The sequence below is a fragment of the Aliiroseovarius sediminis genome (assembly GCF_022678485.1).
GTDB lineage: Bacteria > Pseudomonadota > Alphaproteobacteria > Rhodobacterales > Rhodobacteraceae > Aliiroseovarius > Aliiroseovarius sediminis.
Map to the genome: position 1 here is coordinate 13,527 of NZ_JALBYP010000019.1, position 16,474 is coordinate 30,000.

At 57.7% G+C, this 16,474-nt stretch carries 17 protein-coding genes and 1 tRNA gene; 12 read left to right on the forward strand and 6 right to left on the reverse strand.

Annotated elements, in window-relative coordinates; translation table 11 throughout:
• The first annotated feature begins 2 nt into the window (after positions 1–2).
• The 5 genes from MN186_RS02195 (at position 3) to MN186_RS02215 (ending at position 5,660) form a co-directional block, all read left to right on the forward strand.
• On the forward strand, positions 3–989 hold the full coding sequence (locus tag MN186_RS02195) for a branched-chain amino acid ABC transporter permease (RefSeq protein WP_242111233.1): 987 nt from the start codon (positions 3–5) through the stop codon (positions 987–989).
• 3 nt (positions 990–992) lie between these two features.
• Positions 993–2,069: a branched-chain amino acid ABC transporter permease gene (locus MN186_RS02200; RefSeq protein WP_242111234.1), complete on the forward strand. Its 1,077-nt coding sequence runs from the start codon at positions 993–995 to the stop codon at positions 2,067–2,069.
• Positions 2,070–2,180: 111 nt separating this feature from the next.
• Positions 2,181–3,467: an ABC transporter substrate-binding protein gene (locus tag MN186_RS02205; RefSeq protein WP_242111235.1), complete on the forward strand. Its 1,287-nt coding sequence runs from the start codon at positions 2,181–2,183 to the stop codon at positions 3,465–3,467.
• A 76-nt stretch (positions 3,468–3,543) separates the two neighbouring features.
• Positions 3,544–4,392 (forward strand): ABC transporter ATP-binding protein, encoded by an 849-nt coding sequence (locus MN186_RS02210; RefSeq protein ID WP_242111238.1) that lies wholly within the window; start codon positions 3,544–3,546, stop codon positions 4,390–4,392.
• A 68-nt stretch (positions 4,393–4,460) separates the two neighbouring features.
• Positions 4,461–5,660, forward strand: a complete 1,200-nt coding sequence (locus tag MN186_RS02215) for a phenylacetate--CoA ligase family protein (protein ID WP_242111239.1) — start codon at positions 4,461–4,463, stop codon at positions 5,658–5,660.
• A 126-nt stretch (positions 5,661–5,786) separates the two neighbouring features.
• Here MN186_RS02215 and ykgO read toward each other — a convergent pair whose 3' ends face one another.
• Together ykgO and MN186_RS02225 are read right to left on the reverse strand one after the other, a co-directional pair.
• Complete coding sequence (gene ykgO, locus MN186_RS02220; protein WP_005850168.1) at positions 5,787–5,912, reverse strand: type B 50S ribosomal protein L36; 126 nt, start codon at positions 5,910–5,912, stop codon at positions 5,787–5,789.
• Between the two features lie 81 nt (positions 5,913–5,993).
• Positions 5,994–6,068 (reverse strand) — tRNA-Val (locus MN186_RS02225).
• Positions 6,069–6,235: 167 nt separating this feature from the next.
• Here MN186_RS02225 and MN186_RS02230 point away from each other — a divergent pair.
• Positions 6,236–7,096, forward strand: a complete 861-nt coding sequence (locus tag MN186_RS02230; RefSeq protein WP_242111241.1) for an N-formylglutamate amidohydrolase — start codon at positions 6,236–6,238, stop codon at positions 7,094–7,096.
• 3 nt (positions 7,097–7,099) lie between these two features.
• On the opposite strand, the gene MN186_RS02235 is transcribed toward MN186_RS02230, so the two are convergent.
• Positions 7,100–8,353 carry a DNA polymerase IV gene (locus tag MN186_RS02235; RefSeq protein WP_242111242.1) on the reverse strand — a complete coding sequence of 418 codons (1,254 nt, stop codon included), beginning with the start codon at positions 8,351–8,353 and terminating at the stop codon, positions 7,100–7,102.
• Between the two features lie 177 nt (positions 8,354–8,530).
• Here MN186_RS02235 and MN186_RS02240 point away from each other — a divergent pair, with 177 nt between their 5' ends.
• Together MN186_RS02240 and MN186_RS02245 are read left to right on the forward strand one after the other, a co-directional pair.
• Complete coding sequence (locus tag MN186_RS02240) at positions 8,531–9,418, forward strand: SPFH domain-containing protein (RefSeq protein ID WP_420838884.1); 888 nt, start codon at positions 8,531–8,533, stop codon at positions 9,416–9,418.
• The gene (locus MN186_RS02245) at positions 9,418–9,687 is read left to right on the forward strand and encodes an NfeD family protein (protein ID WP_242111245.1); all 270 of its coding nucleotides are present in this window, start codon (positions 9,418–9,420) and stop codon (positions 9,685–9,687) included. Before MN186_RS02240 ends, MN186_RS02245 begins: the two co-directional genes overlap by 1 nt.
• 9 nt (positions 9,688–9,696) lie before the next feature.
• Here MN186_RS02245 and MN186_RS02250 read toward each other — a convergent pair whose 3' ends face one another.
• Both MN186_RS02250 and pyrF read right to left on the reverse strand, forming a co-directional pair.
• Entirely contained in the window at positions 9,697–10,425 is a 729-nt protein-coding gene (locus tag MN186_RS02250) for a hypothetical protein (RefSeq protein ID WP_242111247.1), read from the reverse strand.
• A gap of 161 nt (positions 10,426–10,586) precedes the next feature.
• Positions 10,587–11,282: an orotidine-5'-phosphate decarboxylase gene (gene pyrF, locus MN186_RS02255; protein ID WP_242111248.1), complete on the reverse strand. Its 696-nt coding sequence runs from the start codon at positions 11,280–11,282 to the stop codon at positions 10,587–10,589.
• A 221-nt stretch (positions 11,283–11,503) separates the two neighbouring features.
• On the opposite strand from pyrF, the gene clpB reads away from it, so the two are divergent.
• Positions 11,504–14,119, forward strand: coding sequence for an ATP-dependent chaperone ClpB (clpB, locus tag MN186_RS02260; RefSeq protein ID WP_242111249.1), 2,616 nt, complete (start codon positions 11,504–11,506; stop codon positions 14,117–14,119).
• A 95-nt stretch (positions 14,120–14,214) separates the two neighbouring features.
• Here the strand turns inward: clpB and MN186_RS02265 are convergent, their stop codons facing one another.
• The gene (locus MN186_RS02265; protein ID WP_242111251.1) at positions 14,215–14,454 is read right to left on the reverse strand and encodes an EF-hand domain-containing protein; all 240 of its coding nucleotides are present in this window, start codon (positions 14,452–14,454) and stop codon (positions 14,215–14,217) included.
• 56 nt (positions 14,455–14,510) lie between these two features.
• On the opposite strand from MN186_RS02265, the gene MN186_RS02270 reads away from it, so the two are divergent.
• The 3 genes from MN186_RS02270 to msrQ all read left to right on the forward strand — a co-directional run bounded on the left by MN186_RS02270 (position 14,511) and on the right by msrQ (position 16,461).
• Entirely contained in the window at positions 14,511–14,651 is a 141-nt protein-coding gene (locus MN186_RS02270) for a hypothetical protein (protein ID WP_242111252.1), read from the forward strand.
• A 257-nt stretch (positions 14,652–14,908) separates the two neighbouring features.
• Positions 14,909–15,817: a protein-methionine-sulfoxide reductase catalytic subunit MsrP gene (gene msrP, locus MN186_RS02275; protein WP_242111254.1), complete on the forward strand. Its 909-nt coding sequence runs from the start codon at positions 14,909–14,911 to the stop codon at positions 15,815–15,817.
• On the forward strand, positions 15,817–16,461 hold the full coding sequence (gene msrQ / locus MN186_RS02280) for a protein-methionine-sulfoxide reductase heme-binding subunit MsrQ (RefSeq protein ID WP_242111255.1): 645 nt from the start codon (positions 15,817–15,819) through the stop codon (positions 16,459–16,461). Before msrP ends, msrQ begins: the two co-directional genes overlap by 1 nt.
• Positions 16,462–16,474: the final 13 nt, after the last annotated feature.

The window sequence follows — 16,474 nt, forward strand, 5'->3', positions numbered from 1 at the left end:
TTATGCCTGAACAGCTACTCTTTGCGATGGAAGTCACCCTGAACGGCCTGATGGCCGGGGTGCTATACGCGCTGGTCGCGCTGGGGTTTGTCTTGATCTTCAAGGCCTCTGGCATCTTCAACTATGCACAAGGTGTGATGGCGCTGTTTGCAGCGCTCACGCTGGTCGGCATTCAGCAAGGGCAGGTGCCTTTTGCCCATTTGATCAATGCGATCTTCGGGACCGAGGTTCACCACTTTCCGTGGCAAGTTCCATCACTGATTGCGATTGTGTTGGCTGCAGCTGTGATGGTGCTGTTTGCCTATCTTGTCGAGAAATATATCCTTCAACACTTGATCGGACAGCCGGACATCATCCTGTTCATGGCGACCATCGGTCTGGCCTATTTCATGGAAGGCTTCGGCGATATCATGTGGGGGTCGGACATCAAGAAACTTGATGTGGGGCTACCGCAGGGCATGAACATGGCCATCGACGAAGCCACGTATAACTGGCTTGGCTATGGGTTCTTTATCGACAACCTTGATATTGTTGCGACGATTGTGGCTGCGGTTCTTGTGACCTGCCTTGTAATTTTCTCGCAATATACCAAGCAGGGCCGTGCGTTGCGGGCTGTGGCCGACGATCACTCGGCGGCGTTGTCGGTTGGCATCTCGCTGCGCTTCATTTGGGTGCTGGTGTGGTCGATTGCCGGTTTTGTTGCCTTGGTCGCGGGCATCATGTGGGGTGCCAAGTCCGGCGTGCAGTTCAGCCTGTCACTGATCGCGCTAAAGGCGCTGCCGGTTCTGATGCTGGGCGGGTTTACGTCGATCCCCGGCGCCATCATTGGCGGCCTGATTATCGGCGTGGGCGAGCAATTGTTCGAATTTGCCATCGGTCCAATGATCGGCGGGGCGACACAGAACTGGTTTGCCTATGTGCTGGCACTTATTTTCCTGATCTTCAGGCCCCAAGGCCTGTTTGGCGAAAAAATCATCGAGAGGGTCTGATCCATGTTTTACCGCGAAGCAGGTGACTTCAAAACGTCCTATCGTGACGACAACCAGACCTTCCCGATCCGGCTGGATCGGATGGGCTACTATATCCTGATGTTCGTCGCCTTTCTGGTGGTCCCGTTCTTCATTAACGACTATTGGGTCAACGCCGTGTTTGTGCCGTTCCTGATCTATGCGATTGCGGCGCTGGGTCTGAACATCCTGACCGGGTATGCCGGACAGGTATCGTTGGGCACCGGGGGGTTCATGGCTGTGGGCGCCTATGCCTGCTACAAGCTGATGACGGGCTTTCCAGAGGTCAGCATCGTTATTCACATCCTTTTGGCCGGCGGGATCACCGCCGTCGTGGGTGTAGCGTTTGGTCTGCCATCCTTGCGCATCAAGGGCTTCTATCTGGCGGTCGCCACGCTTGCCGCCCAGTTCTTTCTGGTCTGGCTGTTCAACAAGGTGCCGTGGTTTTATAACTATTCGGCCTCGGGTCAGATTACCGCGCCTGAACGGTCTGTCTTCGGCGTCATGGTGACCGGCCCCAACACCGAAGCTTGGGCGAAATACATGATCTGTCTTGTGTTCGTGGTGGCGCTTGCATGGGTGGCCCGCAACCTGACGCGCGGCATGATGGGGCGCAAATGGATGGGCATTCGTGACATGGACATCGCGGCCGAGATCATCGGGGTGAACCCGTTGATGGCCAAGATGTCGGCGTTTGCGGTGTCGTCATTCTTCGTGGGCATTGCCGGCGCGCTGTTCTTCTCGGTTTACCTTGGGGCAGCTGAAGCAAGCGAGGCATTCGGCATCAACAAGTCGTTCCTGATCCTTTTCATGGTTATCATCGGTGGCCTTGGTTCGATTTTCGGAAGCTTTGCCGGTGCGGCATTCATGGTGTTGATGCCGGTGTTTTTGAAGAACGTGCTGGTGGGCGGTCTTGGCTGGCCGACCGATTTGGCGGCTCATTTCGAGTTCATGATCGTTGGCGGCCTTATCGTCTTGTTCCTGATCGTCGAGCCGCATGGCCTGGCGCAACTGTGGCGCCTGACCAAAGAAAAACTGCGACTTTGGCCCTTCCCGCACTAGGGCCCGCGCATTCAACCGCCCCGGTGAACCAATGAGGAGAAGGTTCACGGGGGCAAAGCAACGTGACCCAAAAAACGGGCACAAAAATTTGCTAGTCTAGGGAGGAAGCAAATGAAATATACGAAACTTGCAGCGGCCAGTGTCACGGCCCTTATGGTGGCAACTCCGGTCCTTGCGGATCTGGTGTTCCCGTCGCTTAGCTATCGGACCGGCCCCTACGCCGCAGGCGGAGGCCCCTATGCAGATGGCTTTGCCGACTATTTCACACTGGTGAACGAACGTGATGGTGGCATCGGCGGTGTCATGGCATCGGTGCCGGAATGCGAAACCGCATACAACACCGAAAAAGGCGTTGAATGCTACGAGGCAACGAAGGGTCTCGGCGCACTGGCCTATAATCCGCTGTCCACCGGCATCACCTATCAGCTGATCCCGAAAGTGACCGCAGATGACATCCCGTTGTATACGCCGGGCTATGGCCGGACATCGGCAGCCAACGGCAAGGTGTTCAGCCACGTGTTCAACTTCCCGGCCAACTATTGGCATGGTGCGTCACTGGCAGTGAACCACCTGAAAGACGTCAGCGGGGGTGATCTGGCGGATAAGAAGATTGTGCTGCTTTACCATAACTCGGCGTATGGCAAAGAGCCGATTCGCACGTTGGAAGATTTGTCCGAAAAGCATGGGTTCGAGTTTTTGACCGTGCCGGTAGATCACCCAGGTCAAGAGCAAAAGGCCCAGTGGTTACAAATCCGCCGCGAGCGTCCTGACTTCGTGATCATGTATGGCTGGGGTGTGATGAACCAGGTGGCCGTTCAAGAAGCTGCCAATATCCGTTTCCCGATGGAAAACATGATTGGTATCTGGTGGTCGGGTGGTGACCATGATGTGACACCCGCAGGCGACGCCGCGAACGGTTATAAAGCTGTGTCGTTCCACGGGGTTGGCTCGGATTACCCGGTCTTTGACGATATCCAGAAATATGTCGTGGATGCGGGCAAGGCAGCTGGTAATGGCGATCACATCGGTAAGGCCATCTATAACCGTGGCGTATATGCGGCGATGTTGCTGGCTGAATCCGCTCGTACTGCGCAGGAAATTCATGACACGGCAGACATCACATCGTCGATGATGCGTGATGGCATGGAAGCGCTTGAAATCACTGAAGAGCGGATGGCCGAACTTGGAATGCCCGGTTTCGGCCCAGCTTTCAAAGTGAGCTGCGAAAACCACGGTGGCCCTGGTACCGGCGCGATCCAGCAATGGGATGCTGCGGCTGGCACATGGTCTTTGATCACAGACTACGGTCCTTCGGATATGGAAATCATCCAACCGCTGATCGAAGAAGACTCGGCTGCTTATGCCGCTGAAAACAAAATCGAAGAGCGCTGCAACTAAGCCGCGTGAAAAAACGTCGTCCGGGCCTGTTGGCCCGGGCGATCCCCAGACAACGAACCTGAACAGGACGACCGATATGCTGGACGCCGCACGGACTGCCGAAAAGACCGCCAGAAATGCAGGTGAAAATCTGCTGGAGGTCAACAATATCGAGGTGATCTATAATCACGTCATCCTTGTGTTGAAGGGCGTGAGCCTGAACGTGCCAACGGGCAGTATCACCGCCATTCTGGGTGGTAACGGTGCGGGCAAGACGACCACGCTGAAGGCAATTTCGAACCTGCTGCAATCTGAACGCGGCGAGGTTACGAAAGGCACAATCCTGCACAAGAACGAAAGAATCGCCGAGCTGAACCCCTCTGCGCTGGTCAAACGCGGCGTTATTCAGGTGATGGAAGGGCGTCATTGCTTTGAACACCTGACGGTCGAAGAAAACCTTCTGACCGGGGCCTATACTCGCACCGATGGCAAGGCTGCGATCAACGCGGATCTTGAAATGGTGTACGACTACTTCCCGCGCCTGAAAGAGCGGCGCAAAAGCCAGGCCGGTTATACCTCGGGCGGTGAGCAGCAGATGGTCGCGATGGGTCGCGCGCTGATGTCCCGGCCCGAGATGATTTTGCTGGACGAACCTTCCATGGGACTTGCCCCGCAGTTGGTTGAACAAATCTTTGAGATTGTGAAGAAGGTGAACGAACAAGAGGGTGTGACCTTCCTGCTGGCTGAACAAAATACCAACGTGGCGCTGCGCTATGCGCATTACGGATACATCCTGGAAAACGGTCGCGTTGTGATGGACGGGCCAGCCGCCGAGTTGCGCGAAAACCCGGACGTTAAAGAATTCTATCTCGGTATGTCGGACGAGGGCCGCAAAAGTTTCCGCGACGTGCGTTCCTATCGCCGCCGCAAGCGTTGGTTGGCCTAACTCTACCCCGCAACCGAACCCATTCAACGAAGGCCCGGAATAGCTCGGGTGATGACAAGAGGTCGCTCATGTCCAAGTATTTTGACGCGCTGGAAACCCGTTCGCAGGACGAACGCACAAGCGCATTGATCGACGGTCTGCGCGTGCAGATCGCGCGCGCCAGAACAGCGGATAATGCCGGTCAACTGTCTGGGCCGGACATCAAAACGCTTGCTGATCTGGCGCAGTATCCAGTGCTGCGAAAGTCGGATCTGAGTAAGCGACAGACGGCAAACCCGCCCTTCGGCGGCTTCGCGGTCAAGAAGCCCGCGCATATCTTTCAATCCCCGGGCCCGATCTATGAGCCCGGCGGCGTCAGTCATGACTGGTGGCGCATGGGGCGGTTTTTGCATGCCTGCGGGATCGGTGCAGATGATATCGTTCAAAACTGCTTTGGCTACCACCTGACGCCAGCCGGGATGATCTTTGAAAACGGCGCGCAGGCCGTCGGCGCGTCTGTGGTCCCCGCAGGCGTTGGCCAGACCGAACTTCAGGTGCGCGCGGCGGCAGATATCGGCACGACTGCTTATGCGGGAACGCCGGACTATCTGAAGATCATTCTGGATCGTGCGGACGCGGATGGGGTGACGCTGAAGATCACCAAGGCCGCTGTTGGCGGTGGGGCATTATTCCCCAGCCTGCGTCAGGAATACGCCGATCGCGGCATCACCTGCCTGCAAAGCTATGCCACCGCCGATCTGGGCAACATCGCCTATGAAACCGATGCGATGGAGGGGATGATCGTCGACGAAGGCGTGATCGTCGAAATCGTGCGCCCCGGCACCGGCGACCCCGTGGCCGAAGGCGAGGTGGGCGAGGTTGTCGTCACGACCCTTAACCCCGACTATCCCCTGATCCGTTTTGCCACTGGCGATCTGTCGGCAGTGTTGCCGGGCACCAGCCCATGTGGCCGCACCAATATGCGGATCAAGGGTTGGATGGGCCGCGCCGATCAGACCGCGAAGATCAAGGGCATGTTCGTGCGTCCCGAACAGGTTGCCGATTTCGTCGCCAAACACGCCGAGGTTTCAAAAGTCCGCGTTATAGCCACCCGTAACGGCGAGATGGACGCCATGACCGTGCAGATCGAAAGCGACGCAACCGATCCGGCCCCCTATGCGCAATCGGTGGCCGAGACGCTGAAGCTGAAAGGTCAGATCGAGATTGTCGCAAAAGGCAGCCTGCCCAATGATGGCAAGGTGATCGACGACCAACGGGTTTACGACTGACCAAGCGACGTTCTATGAAAAGGGCTGAGGCATCGCTGCTTCGGCCCTTATCTTTTTTGGTCGTCGCGACATGAAACGAAAAAAGCCGCCCACTGGGCGGCCTTTTCTTTATCGCTGCTGAAGCGTTCAGCCCTGGCGGGCTTTAAAGCGGCGTTGCGTTTTGTTGATCACGTAAACGCGGCCTTTCCGGCGCACCACGCGGCAATCGCGGTGGCGGTTTTTCAGCGAGCGGAGCGAGTTGCGGACTTTCATGGTCCTTCTCCTTCAACGCGGCGCTGCGGTTGCGCCTGGGCTTCATTTTACCGTCTGACCACTTGGTCTTTCGGCGGTTCATGGTGGGCGATACTGGGATTGAACCAGTGACCCCTTCGATGTCAACGAAGTGCTCTACCGCTGAGCTAATCGCCCTGAAACTTTTCCTGAATGGGTCAAAGCGACCAATCCAAAAATATCGACGCGGGAAAACCCGCGCCGGTTCGCGGTTCTATAAAAGGAGTCGTCGCGGTGCGCAAGGCCTTTTGACCAGAGAATTTTTCCCTTTATATACTTTATAGGAAAGGCGCAAAGGACTTCGGATGTCGACACCCTCTTATATGCTGATAATGCCGAAGGCGCGCACGACAAGTGTGGTGTTTGCCTCGCCGCATAGCGGGCGGGACTATCCGTTGCCCTTCCTGCGCAGCAGCGTTCTGGATGAACAAGCGATTCGGTCGTCAGAAGATGCCTATGTCGATAAACTTTGCGAAGTTGCCCCTGATTATGGCGCGCCGCTGTTGTTGGCAAATACGCCGCGTGCCTACGTTGATCTGAACCGGGGGCCAGATGAACTTGACCCGGCTTTAATCAAGGGATTGCGCCGGGTTAATCACAATCCGCGGGTGTCGTCTGGTTTGGGGGTGATCCCGCGTGTCGTGGCGGGCGGACGGGCGATTTATCGCGGTAAAATGACCTTGCGCGACGCGCAGCTTCGGTTGACTGATCATTGGCACCCTTATCACACGACGCTGCAAGCCCTTCTGGACCGCAGCATTGCCATGTTTGGCGAAACGACCTTGATCGATTGCCATTCGATGCCGCACGAGGCGGTGACGAATCTTTGCAGAGGCGCCCGCCGCTGCCCCGAGGTGGTGTTGGGTGATCGTTTTGGCGCCTCTGCCGCCCCCCATATCGTAGATCGGGTCGAGGCCGCATTCATCCGCGCGGGGTTTCACACCGCACGGAACGCCCCTTTCGCCGGGGCGTATATGGCGCAGCATTACGGACGCCCCCAACGCAATCAGCATGTCGTTCAGGTCGAAATCGACCGCGCGCTTTATTTGAACGAACAAACCGTGCAGCCGAATGAGCATTTTTGCGAAATTCAAAGCCGCCTTGCCGCGGTCATCGCCGAGATTGCCGCAATCGGACGATGTGAAAACGCATTGGCGGCTGAGTAGGTGTCAGCGGAACGCGCGCCCCTTCAGGATGATACCGTCACCGAAGCGGGCGCGTATCTTGTCAGTCGCGCGTTCCGCAGCGCGTCGTTGGCTCGCTTTGGGGTCAAGCAGATCATCGCTTCTGTCTGCATCTTCGGACGGCCCAAGATGGCTAAGCCCCACACCGATCAAACGAAACGGCCCCTTGTCCGCCACCGTGTCAAACAACGATCGAACCGTCTGATAAATGCGGTCCGCCGATTGTGTCATGTCGCCCAGATTAGTCTGACGGCTTAGCGAACGAAAATCGGCGCGCTTCAGCTTCAGCGTTACAACCCGCCCTGCCAGATCGCGCGCCTTTGCACGGTCCGAGACCTTCTCGGACAGCCGCCACAGGTGGCCGTCCAGCAGGTCAATGTCGGATGTGTCCTCGAAAAATGTGGTTTCGTTCGAGATTGACTTGACCGGCGCATGTGCCGACACCCGGCGTTTGTCTTCCCCGCGTGCCAAGTGCCACAGCCGTTCGCCCATGCCGCCGAACCGCGCCACAAGGTCTGTCTTTTCCCAGCGCAGCAGGTCGGCGAAGGTGCGAATGCCGGCCTTCTCAAGTGCGGCCTGACTGACGCCGCCTACGCCCCAGATCAGACCTACGGGCTTGTCACGCAGAAAGCTTGCCGTTTCAGCCTTACCGATCACCGAAAATCCCCGTGGCTTGTCCAGATCAGACGCGACCTTGGCTAGAAACTTGTTGTGGCTCAGCCCGATGGAGCCGGTCAGCCCCAACTCGTCGCGCATGCGTTTGACCAGACCCGCCAGCATCACCGCAGGAGGCGCGCCGTGCAGCTTCGCGGTGCCGGTCATGTCGATGAATGCCTCGTCCAGCGACAGCGGCTCGATCGACGGTGAAAGGTCGTCCATCATCGCGCGGATCTGTTTCGACACCGCCGCATAATGGCTGCCGCGCGGTTTGATCACCACGGCGTCCGGGCACAGCTTCAGCGCCTGAAACATCGGCATTGCAGACCGCACCCCCCGGATGCGCGCCACATAGCACGCGGTCGATACGACGCCTCGTTTGCCTCCGCCAATGATCACGGGCTTATCCGCCAATTCCGGATTGTCGCGCTTTTCGACCGAGGCATAGAACGCGTCGCAATCCATATGTGCGATGTTCAGATCAAACAGTTCCGGGTGTGACGTGACCCGAGGGCTGCGGCAGGACGGGCAGCGGCGACCATCGTCGAATTGGGTCAGGCATTCTCGGCAAACGGCGGGCATGTGGGTTTGTATCCGATGCAAGGGCGCGCTTCAAACACGGGCTGGTGGTATTGAGCCGATGAAAGGCGATTATGGGCGACAGAGTCACCTTTTCTGGACATGCGCAACATTATGTTGAACAAGCAATCAAATGATAACATCTTTCTGAGATTATCCGGAAAGTGAAAGGTTCTTATGATGAATGAACTCCCAGTGGATTTGGGCGGAGGCAACACTGTCCTACTGCTATTGGCGGTGTTCCTGATTATTTCGGTGCTTTTGGGCGTCAAGATTGTGCCGCAAAGCCAGAAATACGTGGTGGAGCGTTTTGGACGTCTGCAATCGGTTCTGGGACCGGGAATCAACTTTATTGTGCCGTTTCTGGACCGTGTGCGCCATAAGGTGTCGATTTTGGAGCGTCAGCTGCCAACTGCCAGTCAGGACGCCATCACCTCGGACAACGTCCTTGTGCAGGTGGATACCAGTGTCTTTTACCGCATTCTTGAACCTGAAAAGACCGTCTACCGCATTCGCGATGTGGATGCCGCAATTTCGACGACTGTCGCAGGCATCGTGCGGTCGGGTATCGGCGAGATGGAACTGGACGAAGTGCAATCCAACCGCCAGCAGCTGATTTCAAAAATCAAGCAACAGGTGGCGGATGCTGTGGATGATTGGGGGATCGAGGTGACGCGGGCCGAGATTCTTGACGTGAACCTGGACAACGCAACGCGCGAGGCGATGTTGCAGCAGTTGAATGCTGAACGTGCGCGCCGCGCGCAGGTCACCGAAGCCGAAGGCAAGCGCCGGGCGGTCGAACTGGCTGCCGATGCCGAACTTTACGCTGCCGAACAGACCGCCAAGGCGCGCCGGATCTCAGCCGATGCCGAAGCCTACGCAACGCAAGTTGTCGCCAAGGCCATCGCAGAAAACGGGCTTGAGGCCGCGCAGTATCAGGTCGCCCTGAAACAGGTGGAGGCTTTGACCGCCGTGGGCAACGGTGACGGAAAACAGACCATCATCCTGCCCGCCAACGCGCTGGACGCGTTTGGCGATGCGTTTAAGCTTCTGAAAGGAAAACCGTGATGTTGTGGACGACGTGGTGGGCCTGGGTTGCTGGCGCCATCGCGCTGGGCATTCTTGAAATGCTTGCCCCCGGTTTCATATTTGTCGGTTTCTCGGTCGGTGCGGCGGTGGTTGGGTTGCTGTTATTTTTCGGATTGGCGCCCAGCCTGCCTTGGACCATGGTCTTGTTCGCTGTCGTGTCGCTGGCGGTTTGGCTGGTCTTGCGACAGGTGATAGGGGTGCGTAAAGGGCAGTCGAAACGCATTGACATCGACATCAACGACAACTGAACGACCAGGTCACTGGGCCTCGGCGCCGAACAGAAACGGGATTTGCCGCTCCATTGTGCCGCCTTTCAGCAGCCAGCTTAGCCCCAGCGCCCAAAGCGCGACGCTTTCGGCCCAGAAGGTGAAAGACCACTCTGCGTCCCATACCGCGCCCAGATCGGGCAATGCCAGCTTGACGAAGCCGATCAAGGCGACCATTGCAAGAATCGTCCAGCCAAAGAAGCGATAGCACAGGTTTCTGCGCTGTTTGTGTGTGTCCGGCATCGCACTTGTGCAGCGCGTGAAAAGGCGAAGCGATGTGATCCCCATGAAGATTAGAAACAGCCCTGCTGCCGAAAAGTGGATCGTTTGTTGCAACTGATCCATTGCGGGCGGGATCAGGCGGTCGAACAAGGCCAGCGGGGCATAGCAGGCCTCGCGATTGCACAGGGTTGGCACGAAGGCGGTGGCGAAGATCGAAACCCCGGCTACGGTTGACACAAGCCGGTCTGTCAGAATTTCGGCCGGGCGACGAGCGTATCCTTCGTAGGCGACCAGAAACAGGCCCACGCCTGCCGCGGCCGACACGAAGACCTCGCGCAGTTCCGTGAAGAAGAAATCCGAGATCGATTCCTGCATCGGCACGTCGAAAAGGAACACGTTGGCGACCAACACGAAGGGCAGGGTCAGCCCGATCGCGCCGATCGCCCGGCGCAAGCGCAGCACGGTGGAGTTATCGGGATGGGGGTCGGTGTCTTGCATACGGACCTCGGACACTATCAAAATAAAAGCTGTCGCTTCCGGGGGCAATATGCGCCGCCACTGTCAAACGCATGTTCTGGGGATTGTCCGGTTGTGGCAAGGGGGCTGCGCGTCAAGAAGGGTCACGTTTTCACGAGTTTCCGACGATTATCAGTGGCCGCTCAATGTGCAGAAAGTTCAGCCAGAATCGCTTCGGCTGCGGCTTTGGGATTGTCAGCTTGGCAGATTGGTCGACCCACCACGATGTGATCGACGCCGTCGGCCACGGCCTGCGCGGGTGTGGCGATGCGTTTCTGGTCGCCCCGGTCGGCACCTGCGGGTCGCACCCCGGGGGTCACGATCAGTTTGCCATTTGCTTCGGGCAGGGCGCGTATCAGCTTTGCCTCTTGCGGTGAGGCGATGATGCCATCGGCGCCTGCGTCGAATGCCAGCGCGGCGCGTTCCAGCACCAAATCCTGAATATCACCCGGCTTGATCAGGGATGCATCCAGATCAGCCCGATCCAACGAGGTCAGGATCGTGACGGCAAGAATCTTCAGGTCGCTCGCCCCCTTACCTTCTTGCGCAGCGCGCACGACATGGGGATCGCCATGCACGGTCAAAAAATCCAGATCGAACTGCGCCAATCCACGCACGGCGGCTTCGACCGTGTTACCAATGTCGAAAAGCTTCATATCCAGAAAGATCTTCTTGCCGTGTTCGGCCTTCAATTCGTTGGCCAATGCCAGCCCGCCGCCAGTCAGCATACCCAGCCCGATCTTGTAAAAACCCACCGCGTCCCCCAGCGTTTCGGCAAGTTGAAGCCCCTCAAGCGCGTTGGGGACATCAAGGGCAACGATCAGGCGGTCATCGGACATTGGGGGCTCCTGCAACTTGGGTTGGCCTGTCCTAAACATAGTCGGGTGCAAAGGCAATTCATGCGGGCCGTTATGTGCTGTTCTGGCGCGCAAAAAAGGACCGTTCACACGCCTTCCATCTTGCATTTTTCCGACCCGTTCCCATCTTTATTCCGAGGCCCAAGGGGGTGTGCCGCGAGCGTGGGCACTCCAAAATGGGGCGCTTTATTAAGGAGAGTGATATGGACTTGAACAAGTTCACTGAACGGTCGCGTGGTTTCATTCAGGCCGCCCAGACCATCGCTATGCGCGAAAACCACCAGCGACTGGTTCCCGAGCATCTGTTGAAAGCCCTGATGGATGACGAAGAGGGCATGGCCGCCAACTTGATCCGCAAGGCAGGTGGGTCACCCGAACGTGTGACCGAGGCCGTTGATGTCTCTATCGGCAAGCTGTCGAAGGTGACGGGCGACGCCGCGCAGGTTTACATGGATAACGCCACCGCCCGTGTTCTGGACGAGGCGCAGAAACTGGCCAAGCAGGCCGGAGATAGTTTTGTTCCGGTTGAACGGCTGCTGACCGCCTTGGCGATGACCAAATCCAACGCGCGCGACGCGCTTGATGCCGGTGCCGTGGATGCCAAGAAGCTGAACGCGGCGATCAATGAAGTGCGGCAGGGGCGCACGGCCGACAGTGCCAGTGCCGAAGACAGCTATGAGGCATTGTCAAAATATGCCCGCGACCTGACCGAAGCTGCCGAGCAAGGCAAGATCGACCCCATTATTGGGCGTGACGAGGAAATTCGTCGCACGATGCAGGTTCTGAGCCGCCGCACCAAAAACAACCCGGTTCTGATCGGGGAACCCGGCGTGGGTAAGACCGCAATTGCCGAGGGTCTGGCCCTGCGCATCATCAATGGTGACGTACCTGAAAGCCTGCGCAACAAGAAGCTGTTGGCGCTGGATATGGGTGCTCTGATTGCCGGTGCGAAATACCGCGGTGAATTTGAGGAACGCATGAAAGCGGTTCTGAGCGAAGTGACCGCCGCTGCCGGTGAAATCATTCTGTTCATTGACGAGATGCACACGCTGGTCGGGGCTGGTAAATCGGATGGCGCGATGGACGCGGCCAACCTGATCAAACCGGCGCTGGCACGCGGTGAATTGCACTGTGTCGGTGCTACGACGCTGAACGAATATCGCAAATACGTGGAAAAGGACGCAGCCCTTGCCCGCCGGTTCCAGCCTGTTCTGGTCGAAGAACCGACGGTCGAAGACACTGTGTCGATCCTGCGCGGTATTAAAGAGAAATACGAACTCCACCACGGGGTGCGTATTTCCGACAGCGCGCTGGTCGCCGCCGCCACGTTGAGCCATCGGTATATCACCGACCGTTTCCTGCCCGACAAGGCCATTGACCTTGTGGACGAAGCCGCCAGCCGGTTGCGGATGGAGGTGGACAGCAAGCCCGAAGAACTGGACGCGTTGGATCGCCAGATTCTGCAAATGCAGATCGAGGCCGAAGCCCTGCGGGTCGAGGATGACAAGGCATCGAAGGATCGGCTTGAAAAACTCGAGGCTGAACTGTCTGATTTGCAGGAGAAATCTGGCTCGATGACCGCTAAGTGGCAAGCCGAGCGTGACAAGCTGGAAGGTGCCCGCGATTTGAAAGAGCAACTGGACCGTGCCCGTGCCGAATTGGATTCGGCCAAGCGCGAAGGCAACCTGGCGAAGGCTGGCGAGCTGTCCTATGGCGTCATTCCGGGGCTTGAGAAAAAGCTGCAAGATGCTGAAGCTGCCGAGGCCGACATGATGGTCGAAGAAGCCGTGAGGCCGGAACAGATCGCAAGTGTGGTCGAGCGTTGGACAGGTATCCCGACGTCGAAAATGCTGGAAGGCGAGCGTGATAAACTGCTTCGGATGGAAGACGAGCTGCACAAGCGTGTGATCGGCCAATCCACTGCGGTGACGGCGGTTTCGAACGCGGTGCGCCGCGCGCGCGCCGGGTTGCACGACGAGAACCGCCCGCTTGGGTCGTTCTTGTTCCTTGGGCCGACCGGCGTGGGTAAAACCGAGCTGACCAAGGCAGTGGCCGAGTATCTGTTTGACGACGACAACGCGATGGTTCGCGTGGACATGTCCGAGTTCATGGAGAAACACGCGGTCGCGCGTTTGATCGGTGCGCCTCCGGGTTATGTTGGATATGACGAAGGTGGTGTTCTGACCGAAGCCGTGCGGCGCCGACCCTATCAGGTCGTGCTGTTTGACGAGGTCGAGAAGGCGCACCCTGACGTGTTCAACGTGCTGTTGCAGGTTTTGGACGACGGTGTGCTGACCGATGGTCAGGGCCGCACGGTTGATTTCAAGCAGACGCTGATCATTCTGACGTCGAACCTTGGGGCGCAGGCACTGAGCCAGTTGCCGGACGGGGCGGATGCCTCGGACGCCAAACGCGATGTGATGGATGCGGTGCGGGCTCATTTCCGCCCCGAATTCCTGAACCGTCTGGACGAAACCATCATCTTCGACCGGCTGGGCCGGGGTGATATGGGTGGCATTGTTGACATCCAGTTGGAGCGTCTTGCACGCCGTCTTGCCCGTCGCAACATCGCCCTAGAACTGGACGATGGCGCACGCAAATGGCTGGCAGATGAAGGCTATGATCCGGTATTCGGTGCCCGGCCCTTGAAACGTGTGATCCAACGCGCCCTTCAGGACCAGCTGGCAGAAATGCTGTTGGCCGGTGACGTGATGGATGGCGATACCATTTCGGTTACGGCTGGCGCGGACGGGCTGATCATTGGCGATCGTGTCTCAAGTTCGAACCAGCAACCGCCGCAGGATGCGGTGGTGCACTAAGCCCGTCTGCGCCCAAGCGCATCTGACACAAACAAAATGCCCCGCCGGTATGACCGACGGGGCATCTTGCCGTGAGCGGGTGAGGTGGGGAAACCTCACATCTCGGACGGGATCGTGCCAGCTTCTTGTGCAGCAGCGATTTCGTCGGCGTTCAAGGTGCCGTTTCCGTCTGCATCCGCAGCCGAGAAGGCTTCGGCGGTCACATCAGGATATACTGCAACCAGTTCTTCCATTGTGATTTCTCCGTCTTCGTTCGCATCCAGAACAGCATCTTGAGCCATCAGTGCAGTCGAACCGGCCATCAGAAGGGCGGCAGCAAGAGATGTGGTTTTCATTCGATTACTCCAAAATTTGTTAGTCGCACCAACGTGGATGCAGAACGATATAGAACATGGCGACTGTCTGGGGTCTTGGGGGGCCTTGGGGCGGGGCTGTTTTCGGCGCCAAGCTGCGGAAAACACTGTTTTTCTCAGGCGAGTTTCCGCACGGCCAAACGGGTGATGGCGGGCTGGGCAAAACGGCTCTGATGTAAAGTGTCGGTTTGGGCGGCATACAGCCGATAAAACGGAAAATCAGCCTGTGGGCGGCTTCGCGCTGCCGCAGAATCGGTTGGTTCCAAGCATCTCGCGCGATTCTGTTGCTGCGGTCGCGGTGCGGTTTTGGGGCCTGACTTACCCGTGCAGTCGAAAAAATGTTACAACTGCTTAGCGGGGACGTGAGCCATTGTGCGTTGGATTTGCCTCCGGGTGGCCTTAGGTCAATCCCAGACGAACAAAGAAGGGGTGCCAGATGGCTTATAAGAATGTGCTGAAATATTCCGACGTCACACCGCGTGCCGATTACCTGAATCGGCGGCAGTTGATGGGCGGTGCTGCCGGGTTGGCCGCTGGCATGGCGCTTGGCCCGGCGCTGGGTGCGTCGAAATATTCGACTGATCTGAAACCCAACCCGCTTGAGGACATTGCGTCCTATAACAACTTCTATGAATTTGGATCAGCCAAGGGTGACCCCGCCAACAACGCCCATATGCTAACGATTGACCCGTGGTCCGTCGAAATTGATGGGATGGTGGATCGGCCTGGCTCTTATGGGCTTGAGGATATTCTGACCAAGGTCACACAAGAAGAACGCATCTATCGGTTCCGCTGCGTCGAGACATGGTCGATGGTTGTGCCGTGGGTTGGGTTTGAGTTGAACCAGTTGTTGGATCTTGCAGGCGTGCAGGGTGCCGCCAAGTATGTGGCTTTTCAGACCCTCTACCGGCCCGAAGAAATGCCAGGGCAGAGATCGGTCAGCCTTGAATGGCCTTATCGCGAGGGGTTGCGGCTGGACGAAGCCATGCACCCGCTGACCATCATGGCCACGGGCATATATGATGAGCCGATGCCAAAACAAAACGGCGCGCCGCTGCGGTTGGTCGTGCCGTGGAAATATGGCTACAAGTCGATCAAGTCGATTGTGCGCGTGACACTGACGGATAAAGAGCCGCAAACCACGTGGAATATGCTGCAACCCAACGAATACGGGTTTTATTCCAACGTGAACCCCGAGGTTAGTCATCCCCGTTGGTCACAGGCGTATGAGAAGCCGATCGGGGGTGGGTTGTTCGCCAAGCGGCAGGAAACTCTGATGTTCAACGGTTATGCTGACGAGGTCGCCAGCCTTTATGATGGTATGGACCTTGTGGTGAACCACTGATGGGTGTGGTTGACCGGATCAATGCGGCATCGCGCCGGGTGCCTGTCTGGACGGTTTACCTGCTCGGCGCATTGTGGCCCGCATGGTTGCTGTATTTGGCCGCCACCGGGTCGATGGGGGTCGAGCCGGTCAAGGCGTTGGAGCACGAGTTGGGCCGCTTGGCGCTTCAAGCACTGATTGCCGGTTTGCTGGTGACCCCCGTGCGCACCATAACCGGGTTGAACTTGATGCGCTTTCGCCGTGCCATCGGAGTTCTGACTTTCTATTTCGTCTCAACACACCTTCTGGTGTGGCTGATTTTGGACGTGCAGATCCTGTCTGAAATCTGGAAAGACATTCTGAAACGCCCATATATCACGGTGGGCATGGCCGCGTTCGTTCTGCTGTTGCCCCTTGCGATGACCTCGAACAACTGGTCGGTGCGCAAGCTGGGGCCGAAATGGCGCAAGCTTCATCGTTTGGTGTATCCGGCCGCTTTGCTGGGCGGTGCGCATTTCGTGATGGTCGGCAAGACTTGGGAGTTTGATGCGTTGGTCTATCTGTCGCTTATCCTGGCCCTGCTGGGCTGGCGCGTGGTGCAAGCCTATAAGCCAGGCAAATCACGGCGCCGTGTGACGAAAGACGCTTCCCGAGTCGCATCGTAAGCGACTCGCCCTG

What these genes read in the sequence shown, in the direction of transcription:
- MN186_RS02195 (WP_242111233.1), top strand. Translation starts at nt 3, where the DNA reads ATGCCTGAACAGCTACTCTTTGCGATGGAAGTCACCCTGAACGGCCTG.
- MN186_RS02200 (WP_242111234.1), top strand. Translation starts at nt 993, where the DNA reads ATGTTTTACCGCGAAGCAGGTGACTTCAAAACGTCCTATCGTGACGAC.
- MN186_RS02205 (WP_242111235.1), top strand. Translation starts at nt 2,181, where the DNA reads ATGAAATATACGAAACTTGCAGCGGCCAGTGTCACGGCCCTTATGGTG.
- MN186_RS02210 (WP_242111238.1), top strand. Translation starts at nt 3,544, where the DNA reads ATGCTGGACGCCGCACGGACTGCCGAAAAGACCGCCAGAAATGCAGGT.
- MN186_RS02215 (WP_242111239.1), top strand. Translation starts at nt 4,461, where the DNA reads ATGTCCAAGTATTTTGACGCGCTGGAAACCCGTTCGCAGGACGAACGC.
- ykgO (WP_005850168.1), bottom strand. Translation starts at nt 5,912, where the DNA reads ATGAAAGTCCGCAACTCGCTCCGCTCGCTGAAAAACCGCCACCGCGAT.
- MN186_RS02230 (WP_242111241.1), top strand. Translation starts at nt 6,236, where the DNA reads ATGTCGACACCCTCTTATATGCTGATAATGCCGAAGGCGCGCACGACA.
- MN186_RS02235 (WP_242111242.1), bottom strand. Translation starts at nt 8,353, where the DNA reads ATGCCCGCCGTTTGCCGAGAATGCCTGACCCAATTCGACGATGGTCGC.
- MN186_RS02240 (WP_420838884.1), top strand. Translation starts at nt 8,531, where the DNA reads ATGAATGAACTCCCAGTGGATTTGGGCGGAGGCAACACTGTCCTACTG.
- MN186_RS02245 (WP_242111245.1), top strand. Translation starts at nt 9,418, where the DNA reads ATGTTGTGGACGACGTGGTGGGCCTGGGTTGCTGGCGCCATCGCGCTG.
- MN186_RS02250 (WP_242111247.1), bottom strand. Translation starts at nt 10,425, where the DNA reads ATGCAAGACACCGACCCCCATCCCGATAACTCCACCGTGCTGCGCTTG.
- pyrF (WP_242111248.1), bottom strand. Translation starts at nt 11,282, where the DNA reads ATGTCCGATGACCGCCTGATCGTTGCCCTTGATGTCCCCAACGCGCTT.
- clpB (WP_242111249.1), top strand. Translation starts at nt 11,504, where the DNA reads ATGGACTTGAACAAGTTCACTGAACGGTCGCGTGGTTTCATTCAGGCC.
- MN186_RS02265 (WP_242111251.1), bottom strand. Translation starts at nt 14,454, where the DNA reads ATGAAAACCACATCTCTTGCTGCCGCCCTTCTGATGGCCGGTTCGACT.
- MN186_RS02270 (WP_242111252.1), top strand. Translation starts at nt 14,511, where the DNA reads ATGGCGACTGTCTGGGGTCTTGGGGGGCCTTGGGGCGGGGCTGTTTTC.
- msrP (WP_242111254.1), top strand. Translation starts at nt 14,909, where the DNA reads ATGGCTTATAAGAATGTGCTGAAATATTCCGACGTCACACCGCGTGCC.
- msrQ (WP_242111255.1), top strand. Translation starts at nt 15,817, where the DNA reads ATGGGTGTGGTTGACCGGATCAATGCGGCATCGCGCCGGGTGCCTGTC.